At 51.1% G+C, this 6,129-nt stretch carries 6 protein-coding genes; 2 read left to right on the forward strand and 4 right to left on the reverse strand.

Annotated features, from left to right (window positions below):
* Positions 1-369: 369 nt before the first annotated feature.
* Positions 370-1,263 (forward strand): hypothetical protein, encoded by an 894-nt coding sequence (locus tag HQRW_RS14615; protein ID WP_014557141.1) that lies wholly within the window; start codon positions 370-372, stop codon positions 1,261-1,263.
* Positions 1,260-2,963 carry a DUF7845 domain-containing protein gene (locus HQRW_RS14620; protein ID WP_014557142.1) on the forward strand — a complete coding sequence of 568 codons (1,704 nt, stop codon included), beginning with the start codon at positions 1,260-1,262 and terminating at the stop codon, positions 2,961-2,963. The genes HQRW_RS14615 and HQRW_RS14620 overlap by 4 nt, the downstream gene beginning before the upstream one ends.
* 681 nt (positions 2,964-3,644) lie before the next feature.
* On the opposite strand, the gene HQRW_RS14625 is transcribed toward HQRW_RS14620, so the two are convergent.
* The 4 genes from HQRW_RS14625 to HQRW_RS14640 form a co-directional block, all read right to left on the reverse strand.
* A complete protein-coding gene (locus HQRW_RS14625; protein ID WP_014557143.1) occupies positions 3,645-3,971 on the reverse strand; it encodes a hypothetical protein in 327 nt (108 codons plus the stop codon).
* A 162-nt stretch (positions 3,972-4,133) separates the two neighbouring features.
* A complete protein-coding gene (locus tag HQRW_RS14630) occupies positions 4,134-4,979 on the reverse strand; it encodes an ATP-binding protein (RefSeq protein ID WP_014557144.1) in 846 nt (281 codons plus the stop codon).
* A 2-nt stretch (positions 4,980-4,981) separates the two neighbouring features.
* Complete coding sequence (locus HQRW_RS14635) at positions 4,982-5,653, reverse strand: hypothetical protein (protein WP_014557145.1); 672 nt, start codon at positions 5,651-5,653, stop codon at positions 4,982-4,984.
* A gap of 38 nt (positions 5,654-5,691) precedes the next feature.
* On the reverse strand, positions 5,692-6,042 hold the full coding sequence (locus tag HQRW_RS14640; protein ID WP_014557146.1) for a hypothetical protein: 351 nt from the start codon (positions 6,040-6,042) through the stop codon (positions 5,692-5,694).
* Positions 6,043-6,129: the final 87 nt, after the last annotated feature.

Below are 6,129 nucleotides of genomic sequence, written 5' to 3' on the forward strand. Positions count from 1 at the left end.
CCTGATCAGCAACGCCGGACAACGATTAAGTATCATGCGGGAATGATACCAGATAGGCAAAGAAGTAACTCAAAACTTGAAAGCATCCTTTGGGAGAAGGACGCCCCTGAAGGGACACCCCACGTCCCTTCAGAATGAACCCACCTTTGGTCGGGCTGTTGGTTCAAGTGCTCTTTCTCTCGCTGACGACAAGTATCTTACTGAGAACGTCAGTCAGTCGAATACCAGTCGTATAACGTCAGATTGTACCGATAACGACCGTGTTAGTCGTCTTGCGTCAACTTGCGCAAGGTTGCACGGTTATGTGTCAACTTGCACAGTGCCGTGCAAAGTCGCACGAGTGAGTGCAAATCTGCGAGGGACGTGCGCATGAGTGCGAACCCTCACAGAGACGCCGAGAAACGTGCTCAATACGTCGCGAGGACGACCGACCTCGACCATCGCAAGGCACTCGCACTCGCCTATTCCGAGCAAGGGTGCAGTGAACGCGGGATTGCTGATAATATCGACTCGACCAAAGGCACCGTCTCAAATTATCTCGACGAGATCGGCGAGCGATACGGTCCCGAGACGGTCGTCGCGACCGGCATCGCCGAGAAAGAGGACCTGACGCCGGTCGAAGAGCAACCGACGAAAGGACCGCTGGAGACCATCGACGCCGGTCGTAAAGTCGTCCTTGAAGGAGAGAGTCGAGGACCGCACACTGTTGAACGATACTTCCGCACATGGGTGCGAGACGGTCGGATTCATCGAGATGCAAAACTCGCACTCTCACTACATGATCACGGCGACGGGGACACACGAGACCGTCTCAGTAATCTCGAATGGGACGCACACCACTGCACATACGACCCTGATTATACTTTTGTGAGTGCTGGCGAGAGTCGCGGCTGTTGGACCTTCGATACTGACCCCGTGACTCTCAATGCCATTCGTGAGGTCGTGCATGTCCCGCCTCTCGATACGACGCCTCTTGTCGCCGAGACTCTCCCTCGTCGTGAGGACCTCGACCCATTCGAGTGCATTAATCCTGATTGCTCAGTCAACGAGGCACACTCAGGTCTCGACCTTCGTGCCTATCCGAGTCTCGGAGGTCCCGCAATCGAAATTACCGAGATGACAGACTTCGAGACCGTCTCGCACGTCTGTCTTGAGTGCCGGTCGTTGTTTACACCCGTGCCGGTCGGCGTGCCTGATCAGGAGAACAACGGCGACGAGGACAACGAGGACGACGATAACGTGCTCGTGGAGGCAATGCAATGACCGTCGAGAATGAGGACGGCGACGAGATACGCCGCCTGATCAAGCCGCAAGACCACGAGTTTACCGCGAATTTCAATTATGATAACGGACTCGACGCATGGCTTGCCTGTGACTCGGTAGTGAAGGACCACAACGGCTCATACGAGACCGAGACCGACGCCCTCGGCGAAACATGGGACGTGACCCTGTACTATCAAGACTCGTCTATCTTGCCACCTCGTGACGGCACGACGCCGAACGGCACCGAGATCGAGCACGAACAAATCCGTGAGTTTCGCATCCGTGTCGAGGCTCAGGACGAGCTCGGAGAAAAAAAGGCGAACTATCATATTCGTCCCCGCTGGCGTCGTATGCGCGTCGAGACTGACGAGGGAGACCAACACGAGTTATCAATCCCTCGTACTCTTGTGAACGAACACGACGCCATGAACGTCCGCGTCTCAGGGTCTAATATTGACTTTTGTGATTATGGCGACCTACTCATGTGTGCCGCGAGTGCCGTCGATGTGAGTGCACATCACTTCCGCGAGTCATACCGACACGAGACCAGCAACATTCAGGACGGCGCGAAATACGTGCGTGTCCACGAGGACGTATCTGGTCCCGTGCATGCTCGCACTGGTCCCTTAGTCTCACTTGCGCACGTATTGGAGAACGACCGTGAGGGCTATCGGAAACTCGTGCAAAACGACAGCAACGAGAGAGGGCGTCAGTTAGCCGGTTATTATCATACCTGTACGCTCGGACCTCAGAGAGTCCGTGAGGTATTCCCTGATCATGTCTTGCCCGTCGAGTGCAAACACTACTACGCTCGCGAGGCGCACTCTCGACCTGACTCTGACCCACTCTCTCACCCGAAAGTAGAAGTCGCCTATCAGACAAGCCGGACTGACGACACACTGCATCTTACCGACGAGAATCTCGCCCAACTTGACGAGGAACTCACCGAATGGCTGTATGCTATCCTCGCCGACGCCGGTCTCGACCTGAGGGCGAATGAGAACGTCTATGTCGAGGACGAATATTTCTCAGTCGAGAACGCAACCACGACCGCATCCGTTGTCGACCTCGACCTTACCGAAGTCAGACACGAGCAAGAGTCGGTCGTCTACAAGCATCTTGCTGACGGCATGGCACCCACTGATCAGGAATGTCTCAATGTGCTCGTCTCCGACGGTGGTGCCGTGAGTCCTCAGGACCTTGCCGAGTCCACAGGACGACACGAAGATACTGTTTACAATTCCCTTGCGAGAATGAACGACCTCGTGACACACACCTACGGCGAGGTCTCATTGAAGTCCACATATACCAGTGAACTTGTCGCCGACGCACTTGATCAGGCACAACAAGCCGTCGATAACGCCGCTAAAACTGCCGCTGATGCCGTCCACGCCAGTAAACGAGGTCTCGATAATGCCACGAGTGCCTTTGTTGCATGGTGTGAACGATACGGCGTCAACTACAACGACAACGGCGACGGCATGATCATCGACCTCGGTCGCGTCGATAGTATCAAAGAAGTGCGTAATATCTTGCGTAGTGGCTTCGACCGCTGGTGCAAGATGAAACGAGACGCTATCACCTTCAAATCTGCAAAAGTCAAATGGGAACACGAGGACGACGGCAAAGACCTCAATTACTTGCCGTCCTCTCCTACCGTCCGGTCTCACTCTCAACGAGCGTTTACTCTCCTCAAGTGATGCCGTCCTCGTGAGTGGCAACACTCTCGACGACCCTCTTTTTCGACCCTCACGCGACATCTGACCGCCTTCGAGGGTCCCCTTTCGTCGTGATCGGTGTGGTGCGCGTCGAGATCGGCGTCAGTGCTGGTTTGGAATTTGGTGCGACTCACCGGACTCGCTGTTAGGGGTGTGCCTAAGGGCACAACATCAAAACACATACCGTAGTTTTGCTCGCGCAAAAATTTCTACACACAATATCACTCGTGATGTTGTCTCGTTCGGAGCTCCAATTGAGAACGAGACTGCACACTCACAGATTAGACAGATTATCTGTGGAGATACAGCACTATGGAGTGACTATTCTTTATATGTGTTTTTGCTACACAAACCATGACTGACGGCACTCGTGTAGCAATATCCTATTTAAAGAAGTGCCTCGGGAATCCCTGATTCGCGTGTCCGGCATATAAACGGGGGTGTGGGGTTAGGGTGTGATCGTGCCCAATCCCTCACGGTTTGTTAGATTCAATGTGAGGATGTGAGGAGAGAAAAGACGACAAATAGAGTTCTATTTCTGTCGATAGGTACAGATTAAACGTTTTCAAACGTTGATTATACGTTTAATTTTACACGGTCATTACACGGTTCTACACGGTCACATGTCTGTGGCGCCTGCTCACAAAACACAAAAATCAATCCTCAGAAAAATGAATCCACGCTGACGAATTGGTGCATGTATCCTCGGTCGCTGTGCCAGTCCTCGCTTAGTCTATCATCTACAGTATCGGCGTCGACTTGCTTGGGTGGTTGATTGTCTCCAAGATCGTCAAAAATGTATGTGCCCTCCTGCTCGACGAGCTCCGAATGAGTTTCCTTATTAAGTCTAAATCTATCTTCCTCTTTTGCGAGACGTACCTCTGTGGGTGCACCATTGATCGTGCCGTCAGTGCCGAATTTCTCCTGTGGTGTTCCGCCATACGATTCGATTAATTCTTTCTCAATTTCTGTGTGATCGAAGTCTGTCATATCTGAGTTTCGTGTGTGTGCGTGATTTGTAATCGATTCATCTGAGTTGCAGCTGCAATCGGGATCGGCGACGGGTGCCGGCGTGATCGTGCCGGCGGTGTGACCTTGAGCCGATTTCTCAGTAACCTCGCGTCTGTGTATAACATATTATGTGGTTAGTGGTTAGTCGTCGGCAGTGGCTTCGGTGGTGTCGGTCGTATCCGGCATCTCTGTGTACTTGTCAACCCATGATTGGGACATATCGACAACATCAGCAACCTCGTATGTGGAGAGTCCTTTTTCTCGTGCCCGTTGTGCATCTGATACTTTTTGCTCGTGTTCTACTTCTTCAGGGTCTTTTGTGGTCTCATCTTCAATATTGACAAGTTCGTTTGCATTGAACTCATCAGATGATAGTAGTGCATCTTTTTTCTTTGTGATTGCCTGAAAATACGGGTCATCTAATGCGTCGAGATTCGGAAAGGCAACCCGTTGCACATCGTTGTATGATTCGGTTCGCACATCGCCTCTATCAAATGTTGATGTGACTTTGTACGGTCTGAAGTATCCTATCGGTCTCTCAAGACACCACAGACGATAATCAGCACTTCGGCGTAACCGCTTATCGGCATCACTCCAGTGGGGCAATGTGCAGATCGTAACAATCCGTTTCTTGCGCATCAATTGCCAACTTCTGCCTAAGTTCACATTCTCATTACTCATCGAGCGTCGTGCATCGCCGGCACCGGCACCCGCGAGTTCATCGAGAACAATTACACTCGGTTGCTCCTTGCTAGGATGTTCCCGCCATCTCTCCAAATACTGTTCCCCACTCAGGGTGAAGTCTCTCGGTGACAATTGATAGTCAAATGCCTTAGAGACCGCCAAAGCGGTGGAGACGGCGGCTGTCGTTTTCCCGACGCCGGTGGCTGAGTTCTCTGAGTCGCAGATAATACGAGCACCACCAGATCGGGGACCGAAAACCCCGTGCATCAAATCATCCCAAAAGTCGGTGTCTCTCAGATGCATTATTAGATTAAATCTGAGTAATCAAACTCAGCAATCTCGCTGGTATCATCGGAGAGACCGACATCAAGCCCGATTTCTAGGAGCACATCATTTGCGATTTTAAACCCACTATCAAGCACATCGACCGGCAGTGCTGAGAGTTCTGTTTCACCCAGTGGGTCGCCAGTGTGAGACGGTCGGTCAAATGGTGAATCCTCCCACTCCATCGCTATGCCGTCTCTATTTGTTGGCTTGCGAATGTCGTTGTACTCATGCCACTCGCGAGCGACAACAATATCTTGTTGAATTAACTGGACAAGTCCGGTAATCTCAATTTGTCGTCGGGGCAATATCTCAGCGGGTTTGCTGAGTGTTGGCTCCTTCTCGATGTGTTCGTCTAGTGTGATGTTATAGACGTGCCTATCGTACCACACATCCTCGTGTTGAGATTGAAGAATTACGGGGCGAATATCCAGCAAGAATGAATCAAGAACGGCTTTCAGTTGGGTTATTGCTTGCACGTTGCCAACTTCGCCACTTTTGCGGGCTGATTCAACATCGGCACGAGTTTTGATGTACTGCGACCGATAGTTGAGAATTTCTTTCACCCGCTGGCGTTTCACATCGCCGTCGTCGTCATTGATCGAAAGCCGATTATCGTCTATGCCGTCGGTGGTGTCATTCGTGCCCGACATATCTATCAGATAATTGCGTATGCGTATGTATCCACCGATTAAATGAACATGATTAGTTCATTGATGAAGATAATCAAAAGTGAAATCGTAATCACTACACCACCGACAAGACGGATATTGCGGTTTATGCTGTTTACATCCTCAAATTGCTCACGGAATGGTTTGTTTGGATCAATGCTTGATTCTTGAATTTCATTGAGTTGTGTGAGTATCTGTTCGTGATCGGACTCTATCTTGTCGGTAACATCGTCACCGTTCACGGACTCAAGCCCTTCGCGGACAAGTCGCCTCATACCTTCAGATTGTGAGATGTCATTACGGGCAACGTATGCATCAACATCGCGGGCAATATCTTCATCAAGTCGTGTTTGATACCGTTCGCGTGGCATATCCGGATTATCTCACTGCATACATATGTATGCACCGAATCGACAGATGACGTAAATACTGACTGATCAATTCGATACCTGTCGAAA

Source organism: Haloquadratum walsbyi C23 (assembly GCF_000237865.1).
Lineage (GTDB): Archaea > Halobacteriota > Halobacteria > Halobacteriales > Haloferacaceae > Haloquadratum > Haloquadratum walsbyi.

Bases quoted from the DNA above. Each gene is read 5' to 3' on its own strand.
- HQRW_RS14630 (WP_014557144.1), bottom strand. From the start codon at position 4,979: ATGCATCTGAGAGACACCGACTTTTGGGATGATTTGATGCACGGGGTT.
- HQRW_RS14635 (WP_014557145.1), bottom strand. From the start codon at position 5,653: ATGTCGGGCACGAATGACACCACCGACGGCATAGACGATAATCGGCTT.
- HQRW_RS14615 (WP_014557141.1), top strand. From the start codon at position 370: ATGAGTGCGAACCCTCACAGAGACGCCGAGAAACGTGCTCAATACGTC.
- HQRW_RS14620 (WP_014557142.1), top strand. From the start codon at position 1,260: ATGACCGTCGAGAATGAGGACGGCGACGAGATACGCCGCCTGATCAAG.
- HQRW_RS14625 (WP_014557143.1), bottom strand. From the start codon at position 3,971: ATGACAGACTTCGATCACACAGAAATTGAGAAAGAATTAATCGAATCG.
- HQRW_RS14640 (WP_014557146.1), bottom strand. From the start codon at position 6,042: ATGCCACGCGAACGGTATCAAACACGACTTGATGAAGATATTGCCCGC.